We start from the raw sequence: 22,284 nt of genomic DNA, 5'->3' as shown, positions 1-22,284 counted from the left end.
GAAATCCGAGGGGGCGTTAACCTTTACCCTTCCAAGGCACCAACCAGCGTTCCGCCCAGCGCATCAGCATATCAATGCTAAAGCCGATGACACCAATCAGGATGATCCCCATTAGAACGATGTCCGTCGATTGGAACTTGGACGCGACCATAATCATCATGCCGGCCCCTTTTTCCGCAGCAACCAATTCAGCCGCAACAACGGTCCCCCAACAGACACCCATCGCAACACGCGCACCTGTAAAGATTTCAGGAAGCGAGTTCGGAATGATGACATACCGCATGATTTGCCACTTCGATGCGCCCAGCGAATAGGCCGCATGCACTTTGGAAATACGGACGCCAGACACACCGGACCGGGCGGCAATCGCCATGATCCACAGGGCGGCGAGGAACAGCAGGATGATCTTACCAACCTCACCAATACCCGCCCAGATGATCACAAGCGGGATCAAAGCCAGCGGCGGCACAGGGCGCATGAATTCCACGATCGGGTCAAACCAGCCACGGAACCAGTTCGACAGCCCCATCGCATAACCAAGCGGAATGCCGACGATTGCACCAAGGATAAAGCCCACGATCACGCGGAAAAGCGAGAAACCAAGGTGTTCCGCCAAGGTCGAATTCCGGTACCCTTCGGTGGCGATTTCCGTCAAACGGCTCCACACGGCTTCAGGTGCTGGCAGCCAGATTGGCTCCATCTGTATACCCTTTGATGGATAGACGTTTGGTGTGCCTTTCCCAGACAGCTCCACACGACCAAAGTCGGTGCTGACAGACCCGCCCGGTTCAATCGCTTCACCGTTAATTGCCGTCACTGTAGCTTCTTCGGCACGACCGATTTCATCGTTCTCGTCAACGCGCAGCAATGCGGACCGATAAGCAGCCAACGCGATGCTGTCGTTCTTGGCAAAACCTTCACCGGGGTCAACGTCAGGTGCATCAACAGGCGCGCCAGTCTCGAATACAATAACCGAAACAGTCGCATCGTCAGACTGACCGTCTGGCGTCGTGACCGTGTATGTGAACGACCCTTCGCCGGTGAACGCACCGGGTGCATGCATAAAGGACGGCAACAGTTTAGATCCCGTAAACGCCCCCCACAAAACGAAAATAAGAACAATCGAAACGACCGATGCGACAGAATTCGACGTGACCGCGCTTTCGTCCCCGAAAGTCACCGTTTTCAACGAACCATAGTCCGCTTTTGGGGTCAGGAACCGCTTGACGGCCTGCCAGATGAACGAGAACGCCAAAATTAGCAGCACGTAGCCCAAGATATACGGCAACGCGCCAAACAACGTGGCCAAGACCGCGCCCAGTTCAGCGCCGAGTTGTGAAATGATACCCATTACGCGCCCTCCTTCCGGCCCATGATTTCTTCTTCCATGTCCCAAATCATCCCAAGGATCTCTTCACGGACCTCGGAAAATTGGGGGTGCTTTTTGACGTCACGCAGATCTTGATCGACGCCCATCTCAGCGAACGGCAAACGGTATTCTTTATGGATACGGCCCGGACGTGGTGCCATAACCAGCAGGCGTTCACCCAACAACAGCGCTTCTTCAACAGAGTGCGTGATCAGAATGATCGTCTTACCGGTCTCTTTCCACAGCTTCAGAACCAGACCCTGCATCTTTTCGCGGGTCAGCGCGTCAAGCGCACCCAATGGTTCGTCCATCAAGATGACATCAGGTTCGTTCGCCAGACAGCGGGCCAAAGCAACACGTTGCTGCATCCCGCCGGACAATTCGTAAACGGCCTTTTCCTTGAAATCGCCAAGACCGACAACATCCAGCAAATGATCCACGATCTCGCGCTTCGGACCAGCCGCCATGCCTTTCATTTTCGGACCAAAGCCCACGTTTTCACGCACGGACATCCATTCGAATAATGCGCCCTGCTGAAACACCATGCCGCGTTCAGCACCGGGACCGTGAACGGTGTTTCCGTTCAGGACGATCTTGCCCTCTGTCGGGGCCAAAAACCCGGCGACGATGTTCAAAAGCGTGGTCTTACCACACCCTGACGGCCCAAGAACCGACAATAATTCGCCAGCCTTAAGATCAAGCGACACATCTTTTAATGCTTGGACGGAGCTGCCATTTGGCAGATCAAAACGCATGGATATTTTATCCATCTGTAAACCAGACATATCCTGCTCCCTGTTGTTATTTTCCCTGAGAAAATTCGCTGTTACCGAATTTCGTCATGAAAAATCGCGACCTGCGTTTGCAATAAGGGCGCAGCATTTGCGCCGCGCCCTTACCGTTTAGCTTATTGAGCAGCAGCCAATGGGCCAGTGTTCACTGCGCCAGCGTAGTCATCCAAAGATGATGGGATAGAGCCAGATTCAACGAACACATCAGCCACGCCCTTCATGAACGCAGGTGCCGCGCCGCCAAGCCATGCTTCAGACAGCTGTTCTTCCACTGTTGGGAAAACGAATGTTGCCAAAGATGCAGCAGCCGCTTCAACGTCCATACCGGAATCGTTGGCGATCACTGCCAGCATTTCAGCTTCGTTTTCGCCAGATGCCCATGCCGCGTTTGCGTCTGCAGTCACTTTCAGGAACTTGGAAACCATTTCAGAGTTTTCAGCGACAAAGTCGGCTGGACCTGATGTGACGTCAAAAACAAGAATGCCGAGTGCTTCTTTTTCTGCGCCTGTCAGCAACACGTTGCCGTGCTCTTTCATGCGGTTCAATGCACCGCCCCAACCGCAAGACATGTCGACTTGGCCTTGTGCGATCGCAGCAGCACCATCAGCAGGCGCCATGTCAACAACATCCAAAGATGCAACATCTACACCGAAGTGGTCCATCTGACGCAGGAAACCGTAGTGCGCAGCGGTGCCAAGCGGAACAGCAACTTTTTTGCCAGCCAGTTCAGCCGCAGAAGACGCGTCGATTTCGAGACCGGAAGACACAACGCAGTTGTCGTTTTCAGCATAAGACACAGCAACGTCGAGGATCTGCAGATCCTGACCAGCGGATGCAGCAACAACGAACGGCGGCACACCTTGGGATACAGACAGCTGCACGTCACCAGACGCCATAGCTGCGGACATCGCAGTACCGGAATCGAAGGATACCCAGTTCACTTTTGCGCCCAGCGCTTCATCGTATGTGCCGTTCACTTTTGCGAACTGGAATGGCATTGGCCACTCAAGGAAGTAACCGACAGTGATTTCACCGTGACCGTCTGCGAACGCAGCCGTTGCACCAGTCATCATTGCAACGCCAGCAGCGGCGCTCATCAATTTGTTGGTAAGTTTCATTTTGTTTCTCTCCACGTTGGTTGGCCTTCTGCAGACCGGTTTGCCGGACAGGTGTTTCCCGCCTCGTCATTTTTCAGATGACCATGAAAAGGGGCAATTCACCACCCCCGTTCGCGGACACAAGTTGTTCACCAAGGCGTTCGCAATTGACCCCCCAGTAGCAATGGGCAGTCAAAAGCAGAACAATCCGATCCGTCAACAGCCGCGAACGATCAGGCGGAAACGGCAGAAAACCGGCAATTCGCGAATTTTTGGCTGTAAGTACCAGTTTTCTAAGTAACTTGGTGCAAATCACGGATCAGATGACGCATTCCGTACCAATTCTGGATATATGCTTGCACCAACTCTGGCCCTACTGAGAAACCAACAGTTAGGCGCAATGTCTGAAAACGAGGCAATGGCAGAATCTACGGATTCGTGCACCCGAAACCCATACAAATAAGGAGTGTCCCGATGGACTTTACGCTTTCCAATGACCCAGGCCATGTTGTCGAAGCCGACCGGGCTCATGTGTGGCACCACCTTTCCCAGCACAAACCATACGATTCTGGCGTTGATCCGCGCATCATCGTCGAAGGCAAAGGCCTGAAGGTTTGGGACATCAAAGGCAAAGAACATATCGATGCCGTGTCCGGCGGTGTTTGGACCGTCAACGTCGGCTACGGACGCGAACGTATCGGCAAAGCAATTGCTGATCAGGTATCCAAGATGTGCTTCTTCGGCGGCACGATGGGCACGATCCCGGGCGCGAACTTTGCCGAAATGCTGATCGACAAAATGCCGGGTCTTGATCGGGTCTACTACGCCAACTCTGGCTCAGAGGCGAACGAGAAAGCCTTCAAAATGGTCCGCCAGATCAGCCACAAGCATCACGGCGGCAAAAAGTCCAAGATCCTTTACCGCGAACGCGATTATCACGGCACAACAATTGCGTGCCTGTCTGCGGGCGGCCAAGAAGAACGCAATGCACAATACGGCCCATACACGCCGGGCTTCATTCCTGTGCCGCATTGCCTTGAATACCGGTCCCAAGACGGATCAACTGGCGAAGCATATGCAGCCGCATCGCTGAAAGCCATCGAAGACGTCATCTTGCGCGAAGGCGCGGACACCATCGGGTCCATCTGCCTCGAACCAATCACTGCAGGCGGCGGCATCATCGTCGCGCCAACTGGGTACTGGGAAGGCGTGCAGGAACTGTGCCGCAAATACGAAATCCTGCTCCACATCGACGAAGTCGTCTGCGGCGTTGGCCGGACGGGGACGTGGTTTGGCTATCAGCAGTTCGGCGTGCAGCCAGACATCGTGACAATGGCGAAAGGCGTGGCATCTGGCTACGCTGCGATCTCGTGCTGTGTGACAACCAACGCGGTGTTCGACCAGTTCAAAGACGACACCGACAAACTGTCGATGTTCCGCGATATCTCTACCTTCGGTGGATGTACTGCGGGGCCTGCAGCGGCGATTGAGAACATGTTGATCATCGAAGAAGAAGATTTGCGCGGCAACTCTGTCCGCACAGGTGAACACCTGAAAAACAACCTTCACGCACTTATGGAAAAGCACAGCTGGATCGGCGACGTGCGTGGCATGGGTCTGTTTGCAGGCGCGGAACTTGTGACAGATCGCGACAGCAAAGAACCAGTCGACGAAAAACTGGTCGCAGCTATCGTTGCGGATTGCATGAACCAAGGCGTGATCATCGGGGCGACCAACAAATCGCTTCCGGGCTTCAACAACACCTTGCTGTTCGCACCTGCCCTGATCGCCACACCAGACGACATCGATCACGTCACCGATGCGGTCGATCAGGCGATCACGCGCGTTCTGGGCTAAAGGTTAAGGCCATCATCAAGGGCATCGCGATCTGCGGTGCCCTTTTTCGTTTCTAGATCGTGCACTTCCCACACCATCTAGGGATTCATCTTTTGCTAAGCACGACGCACGTCTTCCCCGCGGGGAAGGTTTCATGTGCAGCATTTCCAATCAGACCTTCAAAATAACCTTGTTCGTTAACTTGAATGGGTCCACCCTGATCAGACTCTTAGGTCCAGAAGAATCTCCATGCCAATTTCCATCGAAACCTTTTTTCTCGATTCCGATGCCGAAGGCACGCTGCAAGCCCGCATTCAGCAGATGGTCGCGCAGGGTATTCTGGCCGGTCGTTTCCGCCCCGGTGAACGGCTACCGTCATCACGTCGCATGGCACAACACCTTGGTGTCAGCCGCATTACCGTGACCTTGGCCTATACGGAATTGGTTGCGGATGATTACCTGACTTCGAAAGGGCGATCCGGCTATTTCGTTTCAGAAAATGCGCCTGAACCACCCGCGTTCCCCGCCCAACAGGCCCCCAATAGTACAGTCGATTGGGGCCGCGTGATCGGGCACAAACATCTGCCTGCGTTTAATATGGACCGACCGAAAGATTGGGCTAGCTACAAATATCCGTTCATTTACGGTCAAACCGATCCAACCCTATTCGATAGCGCCAATTGGCGGCTCTGTGCGCTTCAGGCGCTCGGTAAACGCGACTTCAGCGCGATGACGGCCGATTACTATGACCGTGACGACCCGAAGCTGATTGAATTCATTGCGCGACAAATCTTGCCGCGACGCGGGATTCTCGCGGGGCCTGAAGAGGTGCTTGTCACCATGGGGGCGCAAAACGCGCTCTGGCTGACGGCGCAGGTTGTGCTGAACGCGCGTCGTCGCGCCGCCATCGAAGACCCCAGCTACCCCGCCTTACGCACGATCCTGACGCAGTCCAGTTGCCAGTTAAGCCCCGTGTCCGTGGACAAAGACGGCCTGCCGCCGGAAGCCATTCCTGACGGAACCGATGTTGTGTTCACGACGCCAAGCCATCACTGCCCGACCGCATGCACGATGCCATTGGATCGACGCAAAGCGTTATTGCAAAAAGCAGAAGACGACGATTTTCTCATTGTGGAAGACGACTACGAATTCGAAATGTCCTTTCTCAAGGCGCCCTCTCCGTCTTTGAAATCCTTGGATCAGAACGGGCGGGTCATCTATGTGGGTTCTTTTTCGAAGTCTCTCTTTCCGGGGTTAAGGCTTGGTTACCTTGTCGGTCCCGCCCCCTTTATTCGCGAAGCACGCGCTTTGCGGGCCTCGATCCTGCGTCATCCACCGGGCCAAATTCAGCGAACCGTCGCCTATTACCTGTCGTTAGGCCATTACGACGCGTTGGTCCGCCGGATGAGCAAGGCGTATGAACAACGGCGCATGGTGATTGATCAGGCGATTGCCGACAACGGCCTTACCGTCGCGGGGCAAGGCACGTTTGGTGGCAGTTCGATCTGGATGAAAGCCGCACCGCATATCGACACGCAAAACCTTGCGGACATTCTGCGGGCGAAGGGTGTCCTGATCGAACCCGGCGCACCGTTCTTCCACAGCACCAATCCACCGCAGAACTATTTCCGCGTTGCGTATTCTTCTATCCCCGCCAGCCGGATTTCCGCGGGGATTGGTCACATTGCTGATGCCTTGCGGACATTGGAAGAAAAGGGACATGCGTGACTTTAGGGTATGCAAAAGCCTGAATAGCTGCTAAATCCGACCTATCATTAATTTTGAGACACAAAGTCTCATTAATTTTGCCGCTGGCACTAATGAGCTGGACCTATTGGACCTATCGCGGGTCTTGACCAATTCTTAGTGTCGCCCCAATACCAACGAGGCTTTAAGCCACGCCTGTCAAACTGTCTGGAGGGAATTTCCCATGAAAATGACGACCGAAGAAGCCTTCGTCAAAACGTTGCAAGCGCATGGCATTCGCCACGCGTTCGGGATCATCGGCTCTGCCATGATGCCAATTTCTGATATTTTCCCTGCTGCTGGCATCACGTTCTGGGATTGCGCCCACGAAATGACAGCCGGCATGATGGCCGACGGTTACACCCGTGCGACTGGCGAAATGTCCATGATGATCGCGCAAAACGGTCCGGGCATCACGAACTTCGTCACATCCGTGAAAACCGCTTACTGGAACCACACACCGTGCTTGCTCGTCACGCCACAGGCTGCGAACAAAACAATCGGTCAGGGTGGTTTCCAAGAGATGGAGCAGATGAACCTGTTCGCTGACTGCGTGGCCTACCAAGAAGAAGTCCGCGACCCGACCCGCATTTGCGAAGTGTTGGCCCGCGTAATTTCCAAAGCGCACCGTTTGTCTGGCCCGGCCCAGATCAACATCCCGCGCGATTTCTGGACTCAGGTCGTCGACATCGAAATTCCAGAACCAATCAACTTCGAAGTCTCACCAGGCGGCACAGATTCCATCGCAAGCGCGGCGGCCCTGCTGTCAGAAGCGAAATTCCCCGTGATCCTGAACGGCGCAGGCGTTGTTCTGGCTGAAGGCGGCATCGAAGCATCCCGCGTTTTGGCAGAAAAGCTGGATGCACCTGTTTGCGTCGGCTACCAGCACAATGACGCGTTCCCGGGCAACCACCCGCTGTTCGCAGGTCCGTTGGGCTACAACGGTTCAAAAGCAGGGATGGAATTGATCGCAAAGGCAGACGTTGTTCTGGCCCTTGGGACACGCTTGAACCCGTTCTCAACACTGCCGGGTTACGGCATTGATTACTGGCCGACAGACGCGAAAATCATTCAGGTCGACATCAATCCGGACCGCATCGGCCTGACCAAAAAGGTTACAGTCGGTATTGTTGGCGACGCGACCAAAGTTGCCAACGGCATCACATCCCAACTGGCAGACACAGCCGGTGATGCGGGTCGCGAAGATCGTAAGAACCTGATCGCCACAACCAAATCCGCTTGGGCACAGGAACTGACGTCTTTGGATCACGAACAGGACGATCCTGGCACCACATGGAACGAACGCGCACGCGACGCGCGTCCTGATTGGATGTCACCGCGTCAAGCATGGCGTGCGATCCAGTCCGCGATGCCAGAAGATGCGATCATCTCTTCCGACATCGGCAACAACTGCGCGATTGGTAACGCTTACCCAAGCTTCCCAACAGGTCGTAAATATCTTGCACCGGGTCTGTTTGGTCCTTGTGGGTATGGTCTTCCGTCCATCATCGGCGCGAAAATCGGCCAGCGCGATGTGCCTGTGATCGGTTTTGCGGGTGACGGTGCGTTCGGGATTTCCGTGAACGAACTGACAGCGATTGGTCGCGACGAATGGCCAGCCATCACACAGATCGTTTTCCGCAACTACCAGTGGGGTGCTGAAAAGCGGAACTCCACACTGTGGTTCAACGATAACTTTGTGGGCACCGAACTGGACATGAAAGTGTCCTATGCGGGCATCGCAAACGCATGTGGCCTGAAAGGCGTTCAAGCGAAAACGATGGACGAACTGACAGCTGTGCTGAAGCAAGCGATCGTGGATCAGATGGAAAACAACACAACCACGTTGATCGAAGTCATCCTGAACCAAGAGCTTGGCGAACCATTCCGCCGCGATGCGATGAAGAAACCTGTCAAAGTGGCAGGGATCGACGCATCCGACATGGCAGCTGAGTAAGTTTGCTATTTGACCTCGGCCTCGGGCAACTGGGCGCACTTAGCATTGCTTTGCTATTTGCGGCCTATGTCCGCGGCTATTCTGGTTTTGGGTTTTCAGCGATCTTCATCGCTTTTGCAGCACTCATCACCAATCCACTTCCCCTAATTCCGGTGGTCTTTTCGTGCGAAATCATCATGACAGCACTTCAAGCACGCGGCATTCGCGGTCACATCGACTGGCGGCGCGTCGGGGCGTTGTTGCTGGGGGCGGCACTTGCCCTGCCATTTGCGATCTGCGTGATTTTGTCGGTCGGCGATCAAACCGCACGACTAGCGGTTTCAGCCATCGTATTCACCATGTCCCTGATCTTGCTGACTGGATGGACGATCAAACGCACGATCCCCTTAGCGGGGTTCACGGGTGTCGGCGTAATTTCCGGCATGTGCAACGCTGCAGGCATTGGCGGTCTTCCCGTCGCGGCGTTCCTGACAGCACAGCCCATCGCGGCCCCCGTTTTTCGCGCTACGATGATCGTCTATCTGACCGGATTGGACCTGATCACGATGCCATGGATGTGGCACGGCGGGTTGATCACGGCGGAAACAGGCATCGGCGCGCTCTGCGCAATGCCGTTTCTAGGGCTTGGCATTTGGCTGGGCAGCAGAAAATTCAATTCAACAAGCCCGCAAGGCTTTCGCAAATTTGCAATTGCTATACTATTGATACTGTCGATGCTCGGACTTCTCCGGGCGCTATTGTGAGGTTCTGATGTCTTCCCCATTTGTTTCCAGTCGCGAAGCGGTCTGCCCGCAGAACCTTCTTGATCTCGCACAGGGATTCGCAGCGCCGCGCGTCGCCATTGCCCGTGCAGGTGCACCCTTGCCGATGGAAGCCGCCGAAGACGCGACCAAAGCCGGCATCATGATCCCTGTGTTCGTGGGCGAAGCAGACGCGATCCGCAGCGAGGCCGCAAAACTGGATTGGGACATCTCAGGCTACGCGATTCACGACACGACCGGCGAAGAAGAGGCAGGCATGACCGCCGCCCAGCTTTGCGGCGCGGGAGAGGCTGATGTCCTGATGAAGGGCCAGTTGCACACCGACGTCTTCATGAAATCCGCCGTCAGTCGCGCCAATGGGCTGCGCACCGATAAACGCTTTGTTCATATCTTCCATATTTCGCACCCCGATGGCGGCAAACCGATCCTGATTTCTGACGCCGCAGTGAACGTGTCTCCGAATATCGAAACACGCCAAAGCGCCATCGAAGAAGTTGTCGATCTGCTGCAACGCTTGGGCACGTCCCGCCCAAAGGTTGCCATCCTTTCCGCGACAGAAAGCCCGATCCCTGCCGTTCCTTCATCCATGGAAGGCCGCGAATTGGCCGACTGGGCTGCAAAGCACATCGAAGACGCGGATGTGTCCGGCCCGCTTGCCTTGGACCTGATCCTGTCGATGGACGCCGTCAAAACCAAGAAACTGACTAAGGATCCCGTAGCTGGTCAAGCGGACGCAATCATCGTGCCGGATATCGTGTCCGGCAACGCGTTGTTCAAATCGCTGGTTTACGTCGGTGGCGGCTGTGCTGCGGGCCTTGTGACAGGCGCAAAGGTGCCGATCTTGCTGACTTCGCGGGCCGATCCAGCGGCGGCGCGCATGGCATCAGCCGCCCTTGCATCTATTCGCTGTGGGTTACCAAAATGATACTTGTTCTGAACGCTGGATCATCGTCGTTGAAAGTAGAGGTTTTTGACCTTTCGCTTGCGTCGATCGTCAGTGGTGCAGTGACAAATATCGGAACCGAAGGTGAATTGCGGCTTGGTGACAAACGCGAAACGCTCACGACGGCCACTCATGCTGACGCGTTGGATGCGATGCTCGCTGCCTTGGCATCCAACGGTGTCGCACTGAAGGACCTAACCGCTGCTGCCCACCGCGTGGTGCATGGCGGCACGATCCTGACGCAGCCGGCAAAGGTCACTGATCCGGTCATCAAAGCCATCGAAAACTGTATTCCGCTGGCGCCATTGCACAACCCCAACAACCTTGCTGCGATCATAGCTTTGCGCGAAAAAGCGCCCGATCTGCCGCAGTTCTGTTCGTTCGGGACAGCGTTTCACGCCACAAATCCGGAGGTCGCGACGCGATACGCAATCCCGCAAATTCAGCATGACGCAGGCATTCGCCGCTACGGTTTCCACGGGTTGTCCTACGCAAATATGGTTGCGGAATTCGGTGACGCGCTGCCGAAACGCTTGTTGGCCTTTCACCTTGGCAATGGGGCATCGCTTTGCGCGATTGAAGACGGCAAATCCGTCGCGACATCCATGGGGTATTCGCCGCTGTCGGGCCTGACCATGGGCACCCGTTCCGGCGATATTGACGGGGCCGCGGTGCTACGGATTTCAGACGCTCTTGGCGAATCCGAAACCGACCGCATGTTGAACAAAAACTCTGGTCTCAAGGCATTGGCGGGCGACAACAACATGAAAACGCTGCTGGACCGCGACGATGACGCTGCCAAATTTGCAGTGGAACATTTCTGTTATTGGGCCGCACGTCACGCGGGGTCAGCTATCGTCGCGATGGGCGGCGTGGATGCTGTCGCCTTTACAGGTGGCATCGGCGAAAACGCACCAGCGATCCGTGATCAAATCATGAGACATCTGGCCTGTTTTGGGGCGCCAACTGTCCATGTCATCGCGGCGGACGAAGAAAAAGCGATTGCCCGCGACGCCTTGTCAGTGATGGGCGCATAGATGGAATTGCTGGCCCTCTCTTCCCAAGACTTTGCTTGGCTGGCGGTGATCGTCACCTTGGCGGGCGTCGTGCGTGGGTTTTCAGGCTTTGCATTGTCGGCGTTGGTAATGGCCGCTGGCGTTTTGATCCTCCCCCCGATTGAACTGATCCCGATTTGTTTGGTGCTAGAGCTTACCGCATCCGTCCTTATGGCGCGTGGCGGTTGGCAAGAAGCAGACCGCGGCGTCGTTCTCGGGCTGGTCGTCGGATCAACCGTCGGGGTGCCGTTCGGCGTTTTGACCATGATGGCATTGCCGGTTGCCACGTCGAAACTGGTTGTCTTGGTGGTTTTGATTATCCTGTCTGCGACCCAATTGGCCAAAGTTCGATTTGCGTTTCTCGCCACAAAACCCGGACTGTACCTGTCCGGTTTTTGCGCCGGTATTGCGACGGGTCTCGCATCGGTTGGTGGCATGGTTGTCGCCCTTTACGTTCTTTCTCAAGATGCGCCCGCCGCAAAAATGCGGGCAGCGCTTGTTCTGTTTCTTTTCATTAGCAGCACCACGACGATGATTACCTATTTGGTCACCGGCGTCATGAACGGCCAAGCCGCAGCGCGTGGTCTATCGCTGGCCGTGTTCGCAGCCGCAGGGGTCTATGCAGGCCAACAAACGTTCACCGAACGGTTGGCCCCGTATTACCGCCCGTTTTGCCTGACGCTGCTGATGTCGCTGGCCGGTTTCAGCCTGATCCGCACGGTGGCCACATAATGGATTACCGCACCACATTCACTGCACGCGCCGCACAAGCGGACATTGCATTGCCGACGTACGCCATAGGGAGGCCCGCATGACGCATCACCAGCCCAACCTCGACACTTCGCCGAAAGTGTCAGACGAGGTTCGCAAAACGACTTGTTACATGTGTGCCTGTCGCTGCGGCATCAACGTGCATATGAAGGAAGGAAAGGTCGCCTATATCGAAGGCAACCGTGACCATCCCGTGAACCAAGGTGTGCTGTGTGCCAAAGGCTCTGCCGGTATCATGCAGCATAACGCGCCATCCCGTTTGCGTGCCCCCATGAAACGTGTTGGCGAACGCGGTTCAGGCGAATTCGAAGAAATCACGTGGGACGAAGCGCTGGCGATTGCAAAAGGCCACCTTGAACCAATTCGCAATGAAGCCCCTGAGAAACTGGCGTTCTTCACCGGTCGCGATCAGTCGCAGTCGTTTACGGGCTTCTGGGCGCAGGCCTACGGCACACCAAACTTTGCGGCTCACGGCGGGTTCTGTTCGGTGAACATGGCCGCCGCTGGCATCTACACGATGGGCGGCGCTTTCTGGGAATTCGGGCAGCCTGACTGGGACCTGACCAAGATGGTGATGATCTTTGGTGTCGCCGAAGATCACGATAGCAACCCGATCAAGATGGGAATCGGACGCGCCAAGAAAAACGGCGCGAAGATCATCGGCGTGAACCCGATCCGCACAGGTTATAACGCTGTCGCTGACGAATGGGTTGGCATCACACCGGGCACCGACGGGCTGTATATCCTGTCGATGATCCATTGTCTGATGAAGGCCGGTAAGGTCGATCTGGACTACCTCGCGCGGTTCACCAATGCGTCCGTTTTGGTGAACGAAGACCCAAATAGCGATGATCGCGGGTTGTTTTTGAAAGACAGCAACGGCCAGCCGCAGGTCATCGACCGCAACACCGGCAAGCTGGCACCTTGGAACGGTCAAGGCGTCGAACCTGATTTGTCGGGCACATACGCAAAAGACGGGATTACACATCGCCCCGTGTTCCACCAGATGGCCGACAAATATCTGTCGGATGACTACGCGCCAGAAAATGTCGCCGAAAAGACCGGCATCCCTGCAGAAAAAATCCGTGCGATGGCTGCCGAGTTGGCACGTGTCGCCTTTGACGAAGAAATCACGATTGGACGCGAATGGACCGACTTCCGCGGTAAGAAGCATGACAAGATGGTCGGGCGCCCTGTGTCCTTCCACTCGATGCGTGGGATTTCGGCACATTCGAACGGTTTCCAGACCTGCCGCGCGTTGCACGTGTTGCAAATCCTGCTCGGCACGGTTGAGACCCCCGGCGGGATGCGGTTCAAACCGCCCTACCCAAAACCCGCGACGGCGCATCCAAAACCACACGGCAAGGTCACGGTCGGTGCGCCGCTGGACGGCCCGCACCTCGGCTACGTGCACGGTCCCGAAGACCTGTTGTTGCAGGACGACGGCACCCCGACCCGCATCGACAAAGCCTATTCATGGGACAATCCGATGTCCGCCCACGGGCTGATGCATATGGTTATCTCGAACGCGCACGCGGGCGTACCGTACAAGATCGATACCTTGTTCATGTACATGGCAAACATGGCATGGAATTCGTCGATGAACACGTCCGGCGTCATGCAAATGCTGACCGACAAGAATGAAGACGGATCTTATGTGATCCCGAACATCATCTATTCGGATGCGTACTCAAGCGAAATGGTGGCCTACGCCGACCTGATCCTGCCGGATACGACCTACCTTGAACGGCACGATTGTATCTCCCTGCTGGACCGTCCGATTTGTGAAGCCGACGCCGTGGCCGATGCGATCCGCTGGCCAGTGGTCGAACCAGATCGCGACGTGCGCGGCTTCCAATCCGTGCTCTGCGAACTTGGCGCGATGCTGAACATGCCCGGTTTCGTGAACGAAGACGGCAGCCAGAAATACAAGGACTACGGCGACTACATTACCAACCACATCCGCCGTCCGGGTGTTGGGCCACTGGCCGGTTTCCGCAATGAAGACGGGTCAGGTAAAGGGCGCGGCGACGTGAACCCTGATCAGTTGCAGGCCTACATCGACAACGGTGGATTCTGGATGGAACATGTCCCCGCCGAAGCCGCCTATTTCAAACCTTTCAACGCAGCCTACCAAGATTGGGCGGTCGAGATGGGGTTCTATGACGCGGTGCAGCCTTACATCTTCCAGCTTTACGTCGAACCGATGCGCAAATTCCAACTTGCAGCAGAAGGCGTTGGTGACCGTCAGCCACCTGAACACCTGCGCGAGCGGATCAAGAAAACCATGGACCCGCTGCCGATCTGGTATGCGCCCTTTGAAGACAGCCACGTGGACGTCGACGAATATCCCGTCCACGCGCTGACCCAACGCCCGATGGCGATGTACCATTCATGGGGCACCCAGAACGCCTGGCTCCGCCAAATTCACGGGCATAACCCGCTATATGTCCCAACCAAGATTTGGGAAGCAAACGGGTTCAAAGAAGGCGATTGGGCGAAGGTTGAATCCGCCCATGGCGCGATTGTGGTGCCCGTCGCCCATCAGGCCAGCTTGAACGAAAACACAATCTGGACTTGGAACGCGATCGGCAAACGCAAAGGCGCATGGGCGTTGGATGAAAAAGCACCGGAAGCCACCAAAGGTTTCCTGCTGAACCACCTGATCCACGAACTGTTGCCACCCAAAGGTGACGGCCTGCGATGGGCGAATTCAGACCCGATCACAGGTCAAGCTGCTTGGTTCGACCTGCGTGTCAAAATCAGCAAATCCAGTGTTCCCAACGAGGCGCAACCAGCGATCCCTGCGATCAAATCGCCAGTCGGCAAAGGCCCGAACAAGCTGACGTGGAAGGTGGGCAAATGACTTCTCATTCCGCCTGCCCGAACAAATTCCTGCCGAAATCTCTGGCACAGACCACACATTTAGGAGGCCAATCATGACCACCTTACCTACCTCCACGCAGAAAAAGCTGGGCCTTGTCATCGACCTTGATACTTGCGTCGGCTGCCATGCTTGCGTGATTTCCTGCAAAGGCTGGAACACCGAAAACTACGGCGCGCCGCTGTCGGATCAGGACCCTTACGGCGCAAACCCAACGGGCACGTTCCTAAACCGCGTGCATTCCTACGAAGTTCAGCCACCCAAGCTGAAAGACGAACCGCAACCTGCAGCACAACTGATCCATTTCCCGAAATCCTGTCTGCATTGCGAAGACGCCCCATGCGTCACCGTCTGTCCGACTGGCGCAAGCTATAAGCGGGTCGAAGACGGCATCGTTCTGGTAAACGAACAGGATTGTATCGGTTGCGGGCTATGCGCATGGGCATGTCCTTACGGCGCACGAGAACTGGATGCGGACGAAGGGGTGATGAAAAAATGCACTCTGTGTGTGGACCGGATTTACAACGAAAACCTGCCAGAAGAAGACCGTCAGCCAGCGTGTGTGCGGACCTGCCCCGCTGGTGCGCGTCACTTTGGCGACTTCGCAGACCCAGAGAGCAACGTGAGCATTCTGACCAAAGAACGCGGCGGTTTTGATCTGATGCCAGAACAAGGCACAAAGCCCGTCAACAAATACCTGCCGCCGCGCCCGAAAGACGTCGCACCTGAATTTGACGTGCTTGCACCATACCTTGAACCAATCGCCGCAGACGCCAAAGGTTTTGTTGGCTGGCTCGACAAAGCGCTGAACGCCCTACCCGGAGGCACAAATTAATGCATCCCGCACCAAGTGTTATCATCTTCACTACTTTTTCTGGCCTCGGGTTTGGCTTGCTGTTCTGGCTTGGCCTTGGCGCGTTGCAACCCACGGGGTTCGGCGCTTTCATCTGGTTTGCAATCGCCTATGCGATGGCTGTCGGCGGTTTGCTCGCCTCCACTTTCCACCTTGGTCACCCCGAACGCGCAATCAAAGCGTTTAGCCAATGGCGCACCAGTTGGTTGTCCCGCGAAGGGATTGCAGCTGTCGTCACGCTCGTCATCATGGGGATTTATGCCCTTGGCGCATTGTTTGGCACGCACATGGGGTTCCTTGGCTTTCTGGGCGCGTTAGGCGCATTGGCCACGGTTTTCACAACGTCGATGATCTACGCCCAACTGAAAACAGTGCCGCGTTGGAAACATTGGACGACGCCTGCGTTGTTCCTGACCCTGTCCATCGGCGGCGGTGCGTTGTTTGCTGGCCAAGTCTGGATCGCAATTGTCCTGCTCGCCGCTGCTGCCGCACTGCAATATTACGCATGGATGTCTGGCGATACGCGGTTAGCGGAATCAGGGACAGACCTGAAAACGGCGACAGGTCTTGGCAACATCGGTGAGGTCCGCGCGTTCGAACCGCCGCATACCGGCACCAACTATCTGCTGCGTGAATTCGTGCACGTTGTAGGCCGCAAACATGCTGAAAAGCTGCGGATGATCGCAATGGGCTTGGCTTTTGTCCTGCCCGTCCTGCTTCTGATCTTGCCGTTCAACCACTTTTTCGCGCTGCTCGCTGTGCTGAGCCACATCGCAGGCGTCTTGACGCTGCGCTGGTTGTTCTTCGCGCAAGCCGAACATGTCGTCGGTCTTTACTACGGTAAACGCTAAGAATCTTCGTCCCGAATATGCCAGTTCGCGGCATCGAATGCGATGTCGCGGGCGGTTTGTTGCAACATCGGTGCAAGCTTTTCCATCTGTTCCAATGATTGACGCGCCGTGGTGCTGGTCACAGACAACGCACCCAGCGGCCGCCCCTTTTCAGTCAGGATCGGCACCGCGATACAGATGATCCCCGGTTCGTGTTCTTCATCGTCAAACCCGTAACCACGGGCGACAATGGCATCCAATTCTTCCATCAACGTTTCAGAATTGGTTAGGGTCTTGGGTGTAAATTCATGGAAAGACTGCTGTGCAATGATCCGATCCAACGCCGCATCTTCGGTGTAGGCCAGCATGACCTTGCCCACGCCCGTGCAATACGCTGGGCCAACTTTACCAGCTTGGGAATACATTTTGACAGGCTGGGCCGCGTTGCGTTTTTCCAGATACAGAACTTGCGCATTGTCTAGTTGGGCCAGATGCACTGTTTCGCCAACTTCTGCGCTAAGCGCATCCAGATGCGGTCGCGCGATCGGGGCCAAAGTGGATTGCGCCCATGCCGCATGCGCAAGTCGCACCAAACGCACACCGGGGGAATAGGTTTGCCGATCCGGATCATAGGCCAGCATGCCCTGATTCGTCAGCGTTTGGACAAATCGGTACAATGTGGGCTTCGGAAACGCCGACTGCGCAAGGATTTCTCCAAAACGCACAGGCTGTCCAAATGCAGCAACTTGATCCAAGACCGCCAGTGCCTTACCGACAGTTCCATCCTCATGGTCACGTGACATTGCGGCGACCTCCCCTATTGCAGCAGTTGACATTTTCCGACGATAGCCGCTTTAGTATCAATATTCAAAACCTAGTTTCAATTATTGAAACAAGAAGCCGTCCGCTTCCGGACCTGATCGCCTGTAGAGTTTCCATGACACGCACTTATCGCCTTGATGATGACCGCCAAACACTTGTTCTTGCGGCCCGCAATGACCGCCTGCACGAAGTTGTCTACTGGGGCGCTGCCCTGCCGATGGACGAAGATCTGACAACAATCCATGCCGCAGGCGCGCTGGACGTGACGGGCGGTATGCTGGACGAAAACCCCGATCTTTCGATTTGCCCAGAAGCCACACGGTCTTTTCCCGGCCAGCCCGGTCTGATTGTCCGCGACAGCGATGGCACGCCGCTATTGCCGAAATTCTGCTTTGAAAGCGTCGATGAAACGGACGGGATCGTTCTGACATACCGTGATGCCGACAACGGTCTGCTACTGACCGTCAGCTTCAAACCAGATCCCCACACGCATATTATTACCTGCCAAACAACGCTTGATGCAGATCGCCCAGTGCACCTGCATTGGCTTGCAGCACCGGTTCTGCCGGGTCCGCAACAATCTGATGAAATGATCGATTTCTCAGGCCGTTGGTGTGGTGAATTCCAGCCCAACCGCACAGCGTGGGGTGCAGGCATCCGTTACCGCGAAAACCGGACGGGTCGCACGGGTCACGAACATTTCCCCGGTCTGATCGTGCCGTGTACGGGTGCGACGAACACCCAAGGCGAGGCCTACGGTTTCCACTATGGTTGGTCCGGTGGGCACCGGATGATCGCCGAAGAATTGCAAGACGGTCGTCGTCAAATCCAGTGGGGTCACGCCGCGCGGATGGAAACAGAACCATCCAAGCAATTCAAAACCGCACCGCTTTACATCACATATTCCGACAGCGGCCTGAACGGCTGCGCGGTATCTTTCCAACGTCACCTGCGCGACCGGATCGTGACGTGGCCAAAGCCAAATGCGCCGCGTCCGGTGCACTACAACTGCTGGGAAGCCGTGTATTTCGACCACAAACTGCCCGTGTTGAAAGAGATCGCCGAAAAGGCCGCATCACTTGGCGCCGAACGTTTTGTGCTGGATGACGGCTGGTTCGGCCAGCGCGATGACGACACCCGCAGCCTGTCTGACTGGACCGTTGATCCCCGCAAATACCCTGATGGCCTTGGTCCGTTGGTGGATCACGTGCACAGCCTCGGGATGACGTTTGGCATCTGGTTTGAACCTGAAATGGTCAACGAAGACAGCGACATTCACCGCGCCAACCCGCACTGGGCCCTAGGCAGCGAAGACCAGACGCTGGGCCGTCAGCAAAAAGCGTTGAACATGGCACTGCCAGAAGTCCGCGATTTCCTGTACGATCGGATGTCTGCGATCCTGCGCGATCATGACGTCGATTACATCAAATGGGACCACAACCGCGTGCTGCCGATGCCCGATGCCGCACAGACCCGCGGGTCTTACGCCTTGATCGACCGGCTGCGTGCTGACTTCCCGAATACAGAAATCGAAAGCTGCGCATCAGGCGGTGGTCGCATCGATTTCGGCATCATGGAACGGACCCAACGGGTTTGGTTGTCCGACAGCAACGACGCGCTGGAACGCCTGCGTATTCAACATGATGCGGCGCTGTTCCTGCCCCTATCCGTGACCGGATCACACGTCGGCCCGCGCATCTGCCATACGTCCGGCCGCACGCTCGATATCGCGTTCCGCGCATGGGTCGCCGCCCAACGGCACATGGGTTTCGAAATGGACCCGCGCGAACTGGACGATCACGAAGTCGCAGTGCTGACCGAAGTAACATCGTGGTGGAAACACAACCGCCATTGGATGCAAAAGGCGGACATTCTGCGTCTGGATAGCGCCGATCCGGCCGTCATCGCAGAACAGCAAATGGCACAAGACGGCGACCAGTTTGTCGTCTTCGCGGGCAAAGCCGCAACAAGCGCGCAAATCGCGCCACGCCCACTGCGGTTAACCAATTTGGTTCCCACAGCGACATATCGGATCAACCTTGCCAACCGGACCAGCGCGCCCGCACTGTCGCGTGGCGATCAAATCCTCAAGACCCAAGAAATCGAAGTATCCGGTGCGTATCTGATGCGCCACGGTGTGACATTGCCGTGGACCTTCCCTGACCGTATGTGGGTCATCGAAGGCACGCGATTGACGGACGCCCCAAAGGAGACATCATGACTGACACGATCACACCAGACTGGATCGCCGCCGACTGGGGTACCAGCAACTTGCGTGTGTGGGCGATGTCAGCCAGCGGCGATATCTTGGCCGAAGCAAGCTCTGACCAAGGCATGGGCAAACTAGACCGCACAGGGTTTGAACCAGCGCTGCGCGATGTTGCTGGCAAGTGGATCAACGGCCCGATGACCGTCGTCGCCTGCGGCATGGTTGGCGCGCGTCAAGGCTGGGCCGAAGCGAAGTATGACCGTGTCCCTTGTCCTGCAGCGACCTCCGGTTTCACCAAGGTACCGACCGACGACCCCGATTTGTCGGTCCACATCATTCCAGGCATTTCACAGGACAGCCCCGCTGATGTGATGCGTGGCGAAGAAACCCAGATCGCTGGATTCCTGTCACGCAATCCGAATTGGGATGGCATCATCTGCCTGCCCGGCAGCCACACCAAATGGGTCCATGTCAGCGCCGACGAAATCGTGAGTTTTCAAACCTATATGACCGGCGAATTGTTCGCGGCTATCTCTGGGCACACCGTGCTAAAGCATTCCGTTGATAGTATCGGCTGGGACGATAGCGTGTTTGAAACCGCCGTTTCCGAAACAATGTCACGCCCAGAAAAGCTGGCCGCGAACCTGTTTTCGCTGCGCGCGGACGGCCTGCTGCATAACATGACAAACGAAGCGGCGCGTAGCCGCCTGTCCGGCCTGTTGATTGGCGCCGAACTTGCTGGCGCGCGCCCTTATTGGTTAGGTCAACAGATCGCCGTAATTGGTGCTGGTGACATTGCTGGCCTTTACGTCAAAGCCCTTGGTCTGCAAGGCGCGCCCGCTACCCAAGTGCAAGGTGACAGTGTCACGCTTGCTGGTCTCATCGCGGCCTACCGCCGCTTGAAAGGTTAATTCTATGTCCCACCTTCCCCTGATCGCGATCTTGCGCGGTGTTACAACTGAAGAAGCCCCGGCCATGGCCACAGCCTTGGTCGACGCAGGCATCACCCAGATCGAAGTTCCGCTGAATTCACCGACGCCGTTCGACAGCATCACAGCCATGAAAAACGCCGTTGGTGACGCGGCGATCATCGGTGCAGGCACCGTATTGTCCACCGACGACGTTGGTCGTGTACGTGATGCAGGCGGCGAATTGATCGTGTCGCCCAACTGCGATCAGCGCGTGATCATGGCAACCAAAGCGGCTGGCATGGCCAGCTGGCCGGGTGTCATGACCCCAACCGAATGCTTCGCCGCGCTCAAAGCAGGCGCTGACGGTCTTAAGATTTTCCCTGCCGGATTGCTTGGCCCGGACGGCATCAAGGCCATCCGTGCGGTGTTGCCGGCAGGTACCCAAGTGTACGCGGTTGGCGGTGCTGGCGCAGATAACTTCCGTTTGTGGATGGATGCGTCCGCCGACGGCTTTGGCATTGGGTCAGCATTGTTCAAACCCGGTTTCTCTGTTGCTGATGTCGCTGAACGGGCGAAAGGCATGGTCGCGGCTTACAAGGCTGCCAAATGATTATCGACGATACACCATGCGCTTTGGGCGAAGGTCCGATCTGGCATCCCGAACGCCAACAGTTCTTCTGGTTCGACATCCTGAACAAGCGGCTGCACACAGTCGGCAAATACTGGGAATTCGACGAATACGTGTCGGCGGCAGGCTGGGTCGACAAAGACACATTCCTGATCGCATCCGCCACGCAGTTGTTCACCTTCGACCTTGAAACCGAAGAAGAAACCTACGTCTGCGGTCTGGAAAGCGATAACGAAGTGACCCGTTCCAACGATGGCCGCGCTGATCCGCAAGGCGGGTTCTGGATCGGCACCATGGGCTTTAACGCTGAAGAAAAAGCAGGGGCGATCTACCGTTACTACCGCGGCGAACTGCGCCGTTTGTTTGATAACGTGACGATCACAAACGCCATTTGCTTCGCGCCTTGTGGGACCATCGCGTATTACACTGACACCATCGTTGGAAAACTGATGGCGACCGATCTTGATGCAGACGGATGGCCCACTGGCAAACCGCGTCTGATCGTTGATCTCAGCGATGAGGATTTCGGCATCGACGGTGCTGTTGTGGACGCCGATGGTAACATCTGGAATGCGCAATGGGGGGCATCGCGCGTGGCACAATACGCGCCCGATGGGACATTCTTGCAATCGGTCACGTTCCCCGCCAGCCAGACATCCTGCCCCGCGTTTGGCGGCGCTGATATGAAGACGTTGTATTGCACGTCCGCCACAGAAGGCATGACGTCGCCCGCAATTGATGACGGCAAAACATTTGCCGCACCTACCACAACCACTGGCCAAGCAGAGCACCGCGTGATCCTTTGATCCCGCTGCTCTGTT

At 56.2% G+C, this 22,284-nt stretch carries 18 protein-coding genes; 14 read left to right on the top strand and 4 right to left on the bottom strand.

Translation table 11 applies throughout. The features are described from left to right. Nucleotides 1-16: 16 nt before the first annotated feature. The 3 genes from AC0L7R_RS02100 to AC0L7R_RS02090 all read right to left on the bottom strand — a co-directional run bounded on the left by AC0L7R_RS02100 (nt 17) and on the right by AC0L7R_RS02090 (nt 3,278). A complete protein-coding gene (locus AC0L7R_RS02100; protein ID WP_247127764.1) occupies nt 17-1,351 on the bottom strand; it encodes an ABC transporter permease subunit in 1,335 nt (444 codons plus the stop codon). Then, entirely contained in the window at nt 1,351-2,154 is an 804-nt protein-coding gene (locus tag AC0L7R_RS02095) for a taurine ABC transporter ATP-binding protein (RefSeq protein WP_348109193.1), read from the bottom strand. The genes AC0L7R_RS02100 and AC0L7R_RS02095 overlap by 1 nt, the downstream gene beginning before the upstream one ends. A 122-nt stretch (nt 2,155-2,276) precedes the next feature. Beyond that, nucleotides 2,277-3,278 carry a taurine ABC transporter substrate-binding protein gene (locus AC0L7R_RS02090; RefSeq protein ID WP_247127766.1) on the bottom strand — a complete coding sequence of 334 codons (1,002 nt, stop codon included), beginning with the start codon at nt 3,276-3,278 and terminating at the stop codon, nt 2,277-2,279. Nucleotides 3,279-3,731: 453 nt separating this feature from the next. Between AC0L7R_RS02090 and AC0L7R_RS02085 the strand changes: the two genes are divergently transcribed. The 10 genes from AC0L7R_RS02085 to AC0L7R_RS02040 all read left to right on the top strand — a co-directional run bounded on the left by AC0L7R_RS02085 (nt 3,732) and on the right by AC0L7R_RS02040 (nt 16,914). Next, a complete protein-coding gene (locus tag AC0L7R_RS02085) occupies nt 3,732-5,114 on the top strand; it encodes an aminotransferase family protein (RefSeq protein WP_348109195.1) in 1,383 nt (460 codons plus the stop codon). Between the two features lie 228 nt (nt 5,115-5,342). Then, on the top strand, nt 5,343-6,821 hold the full coding sequence (gene pdxR, locus AC0L7R_RS02080; RefSeq protein ID WP_473658596.1) for a MocR-like pyridoxine biosynthesis transcription factor PdxR: 1,479 nt from the start codon (nt 5,343-5,345) through the stop codon (nt 6,819-6,821). Nucleotides 6,822-7,023: 202 nt separating this feature from the next. Beyond that, on the top strand, nt 7,024-8,796 hold the full coding sequence (xsc, locus tag AC0L7R_RS02075) for a sulfoacetaldehyde acetyltransferase (RefSeq protein ID WP_473658595.1): 1,773 nt from the start codon (nt 7,024-7,026) through the stop codon (nt 8,794-8,796). A 2-nt stretch (nt 8,797-8,798) separates the two neighbouring features. Then, nucleotides 8,799-9,539, top strand: coding sequence for a TSUP family transporter (locus AC0L7R_RS02070; protein ID WP_473658594.1), 741 nt, complete (start codon nt 8,799-8,801; stop codon nt 9,537-9,539). Between the two features lie 7 nt (nt 9,540-9,546). Further along, complete coding sequence (locus tag AC0L7R_RS02065) at nt 9,547-10,482, top strand: phosphate acyltransferase (protein ID WP_473658593.1); 936 nt, start codon at nt 9,547-9,549, stop codon at nt 10,480-10,482. Next, complete coding sequence (locus AC0L7R_RS02060; RefSeq protein WP_473658592.1) at nt 10,479-11,537, top strand: acetate/propionate family kinase; 1,059 nt, start codon at nt 10,479-10,481, stop codon at nt 11,535-11,537. Before AC0L7R_RS02065 ends, AC0L7R_RS02060 begins: the two co-directional genes overlap by 4 nt. Continuing rightward, nucleotides 11,538-12,287 (top strand): sulfite exporter TauE/SafE family protein, encoded by a 750-nt coding sequence (locus AC0L7R_RS02055; RefSeq protein ID WP_247127773.1) that lies wholly within the window; start codon nt 11,538-11,540, stop codon nt 12,285-12,287. Between the two features lie 79 nt (nt 12,288-12,366). Beyond that, nucleotides 12,367-15,192, top strand: coding sequence for a molybdopterin-dependent oxidoreductase (locus AC0L7R_RS02050; protein ID WP_473658591.1), 2,826 nt, complete (start codon nt 12,367-12,369; stop codon nt 15,190-15,192). Between the two features lie 73 nt (nt 15,193-15,265). Continuing rightward, the gene (locus tag AC0L7R_RS02045; RefSeq protein WP_473658590.1) at nt 15,266-16,045 is read left to right on the top strand and encodes a 4Fe-4S dicluster domain-containing protein; all 780 of its coding nucleotides are present in this window, start codon (nt 15,266-15,268) and stop codon (nt 16,043-16,045) included. After that, nucleotides 16,045-16,914 carry a dimethyl sulfoxide reductase anchor subunit family protein gene (locus tag AC0L7R_RS02040; protein WP_348109202.1) on the top strand — a complete coding sequence of 290 codons (870 nt, stop codon included), beginning with the start codon at nt 16,045-16,047 and terminating at the stop codon, nt 16,912-16,914. Before AC0L7R_RS02045 ends, AC0L7R_RS02040 begins: the two co-directional genes overlap by 1 nt. Here AC0L7R_RS02040 and AC0L7R_RS02035 read toward each other — a convergent pair. Beyond that, the gene (locus tag AC0L7R_RS02035) at nt 16,911-17,696 is read right to left on the bottom strand and encodes an IclR family transcriptional regulator (RefSeq protein WP_247127777.1); all 786 of its coding nucleotides are present in this window, start codon (nt 17,694-17,696) and stop codon (nt 16,911-16,913) included. The two genes, AC0L7R_RS02040 and AC0L7R_RS02035, sit on opposite strands and share 4 nt — an antisense overlap. 134 nt (nt 17,697-17,830) lie before the next feature. Here AC0L7R_RS02035 and AC0L7R_RS02030 point away from each other — a divergent pair, with 134 nt between their 5' ends. The 4 genes from AC0L7R_RS02030 to AC0L7R_RS02015 are packed head-to-tail and all read left to right on the top strand — an operon-like array spanning nt 17,831 to nt 22,269. Next, nucleotides 17,831-19,936, top strand: coding sequence for an alpha-galactosidase (locus tag AC0L7R_RS02030; protein WP_473658589.1), 2,106 nt, complete (start codon nt 17,831-17,833; stop codon nt 19,934-19,936). Beyond that, the gene (locus AC0L7R_RS02025) at nt 19,933-20,835 is read left to right on the top strand and encodes a 2-dehydro-3-deoxygalactonokinase (protein WP_473658588.1); all 903 of its coding nucleotides are present in this window, start codon (nt 19,933-19,935) and stop codon (nt 20,833-20,835) included. The genes AC0L7R_RS02030 and AC0L7R_RS02025 overlap by 4 nt, the downstream gene beginning before the upstream one ends. Before the next feature lie 4 nt (nt 20,836-20,839). Next, the gene (locus AC0L7R_RS02020) at nt 20,840-21,445 is read left to right on the top strand and encodes a 2-dehydro-3-deoxy-6-phosphogalactonate aldolase (protein WP_473658587.1); all 606 of its coding nucleotides are present in this window, start codon (nt 20,840-20,842) and stop codon (nt 21,443-21,445) included. Beyond that, nucleotides 21,442-22,269, top strand: coding sequence for an SMP-30/gluconolactonase/LRE family protein (locus tag AC0L7R_RS02015; RefSeq protein ID WP_473658586.1), 828 nt, complete (start codon nt 21,442-21,444; stop codon nt 22,267-22,269). Before AC0L7R_RS02020 ends, AC0L7R_RS02015 begins: the two co-directional genes overlap by 4 nt. Nucleotides 22,270-22,284 lie beyond the last annotated feature (15 nt).

The organism is Yoonia sp. D2-7 (genome assembly GCF_055809435.1).
Note: the sequence above shows the minus strand (reverse complement) of the source record. Positions and strands in the feature narration are given on the sequence as shown.